The sequence below is a fragment of the Kitasatospora sp. NPDC059462 genome, from assembly GCF_042749955.1.
GTDB lineage: Bacteria > Actinomycetota > Actinomycetes > Streptomycetales > Streptomycetaceae > Kitasatospora.
This window is the reverse complement of record NZ_JBHYUU010000382.1, coordinates 1-2,227: the sequence shown is the minus strand read 5'-3', so window position 1 is coordinate 2,227 and position 2,227 is coordinate 1. Positions and strand designations below refer to the sequence as shown.

Annotated in this window: 2 protein-coding genes; both read right to left on the bottom strand. The window is 69.9% G+C overall.

Annotation, left to right across the window (positions count from 1 at the left end; translation table 11 throughout):
• Positions 1–73 precede the first annotated feature (73 nt).
• Positions 74–874, bottom strand: a complete 801-nt coding sequence (istB, locus tag ACFXAM_RS38625) for an IS21-like element helper ATPase IstB (protein WP_380298600.1) — start codon at positions 872–874, stop codon at positions 74–76.
• 3 nt (positions 875–877) lie between these two features.
• Positions 878–2,125: an IS21 family transposase gene (gene istA, locus ACFXAM_RS38620; protein WP_380298598.1), complete on the bottom strand. Its 1,248-nt coding sequence runs from the start codon at positions 2,123–2,125 to the stop codon at positions 878–880.
• Positions 2,126–2,227: the final 102 nt, after the last annotated feature.

The following is a 2,227-nucleotide window of genomic DNA, read 5'->3' as shown; positions in this document are numbered from 1 at the left end:
TGTCGGCGGTCGCTGAACCTGGACCCCTTTCGGGTCGGTCAATCCTGACCCCTTTTGACTTGTTTGCGGCTGTCTAGGCCGCCGCTGAGGGGGTGCGGCCAATGTCGCGGTCCTTCAGACGATAGGAGTCTCCCTTCAAGGAGAGCACGTCGGCGTGGTGAACGAGACGGTCGATCATGGCGGCGGCGACGGTGTCGTCGCCGAAGGTCTCTCCCCAGCGGCCGAAGGCCTTGTTGCTGGTCACGATCACGGAGGCGCGTTCGTAGCGGCCGGAGATCAGCTGGAAGAACAGGTTCGCGGCCTCCGGTTCGAAGGGGATGTAGCCGACCTCGTCAATGATCAGAACGGGGATGCGGGCGAGCTTGGTGAGCTCGTCCTGGAGCTTGCCGGTGGTGTGGGCCTCGGCCAGGCGGTCGACCCACTGTGCGGCGGTGGCGAACGCGACCCGGTGGCCGGCCTGGCAAGCCCGGATGCCCAACGCGATGGCCAGATGGGTCTTGCCCGTGCCGGGCGGCCCGAGGAAGACCACGTTCTCCTTCGCGGCGACGAAGTCCAGGGTGCCCAGGTGCGTGACGGCCTCGCGCTTGAGACCGCGCAGGTGGGTGAAGTCGAACTCCTCCAAGGACTTTCGGGCGGGGAAGCGGGCGGCTCGGATGCGGCCCTCGCCGCCGTGGCTCTCGCGGGCGGCGACCTCGCGCTGCAGGCAGGCGGCCAGATACTCCTGATGGGTCCAGGACTCGACAGCGGCCCGTTCGGCCAGTCGATCGGCCGCGTCCAGCAGGTTCGGCGCTTTCAACGCCCGCGTGAGGAAGGCCAGTTCAGCCTTCAAGTCGCGTGCGGAGGGCTTGGCCTGGGCGACGCGTCGGGCGGTCATGGTTCACCCCTCCGCTCCGGCGCCGCCCTCGATCAGGCGGAACACCCGGTCGTAGGAGGGAAGTTCGCGTTCTTCGACGTCCACCGCCGCAGCCGAGACGCCATGGGCCAGCGCGAGCCGGTGCCCCTCGCGCATCAGCGCGGCCTCATCAGCGTGGGCGGGGTCGGTCAGACTTTGGTGACGGGCCCAGCAGCGGGCGTGATCGGCGACGAGGCGGCCATCGAGGTAGGCCCGCACCGAGTCGGTGTCCGCCTCGACGCGCACGATCCGGCCGATCGCAGACGGATGGATCGAGTAGTCGCAGGTGTCCAGCCGGATGTAGTGGTCCCGCCCGAGCCGCACCGAGGTCTGCCACCAGCGTGGGGGCGCGGTCGGCGGCAGCGGCAGCATCGCGGCCCGGTCCGCCTCCCACCGCTCGGCCGGGCGCGCGTCCAGCGCCCGGTGGACCCTCCGGTTGGCGATCTCCAGCCATGCGGTCAGCTGGGCGTTGAAGTCCGCCGGGGAGCTGAAGACGCGCCCGGGCAGGAACGAGGTCTCCAGATAGCCGTTCGCGCGCTCGACCAGGCCCTTGGCCTCGGGGTCGCGGGGCCGGCAGAGGATCACCTTGCAGGCCAGTAGCCCGGCGAGTGCGGCGAACTCCGTGCTCAGCACCGCCTTGCCCTCGCGCCGGCGGCCGATGGCGGGCTCGTTGTCCCAAACCAGCCCCTTCGGCACTGCGTTCCAGCCGGACAGCAGGTCCCAGTGCCCGGCGACCAGGTCGGCGGCCTGCCTCGTGGGGATCATCCGTGCGGTGATCACCCGCGAATAGCCCGACACCATGACCAGCACCGGCGGCCGGCCGGTCTGCCCGAACCCCAGCGGGATGTCCACCGGCGGGAACCACAGGTCGCACTGGGCCAGTTCGCCGGGCCGATACGCGGTCCTGGACACCGGATCCGCCGGGAGATAGACCGGCCTCAGCTCGGCCACCCGCCGCTTCAGCACCGACAGCGACCGCTCCCAGCCGATCCGCTCGGCGATCACGGTGGCCGGCATCCGCGGGTACTCCGCCAGCAGCTCCCGGATCGCCGGCTCCACCGGGTCCACGATCGAGCCCTTCGATGCCCGCCGGTACTTCGGCGGGTCGTCACTGGCCACAGCCCGCCGCACCGTATTGCGCGCGATCCCCAGATGCCGCGCGATCCCCTTGATCGACATGCCCTCCGAGCGGTGGAGCCGCCGGATCTCCGCCCAGTCCTCCACGCCAATCACCTCTTCCTCCTGACTCCCCACGGAGCCAGCCTGATCACCTGACCACGGAAGGGGTCACTTTTCATCGACCGTTAGAGGGTCACGGTTGGGAGATCGCGGACA

Coding starts and splice junctions, on each gene's coding strand:
- istB (WP_380298600.1), bottom strand. CDS start 874: ATGACCGCCCGACGCGTCGCCCAGGCCAAGCCCTCCGCACGCGACTTG.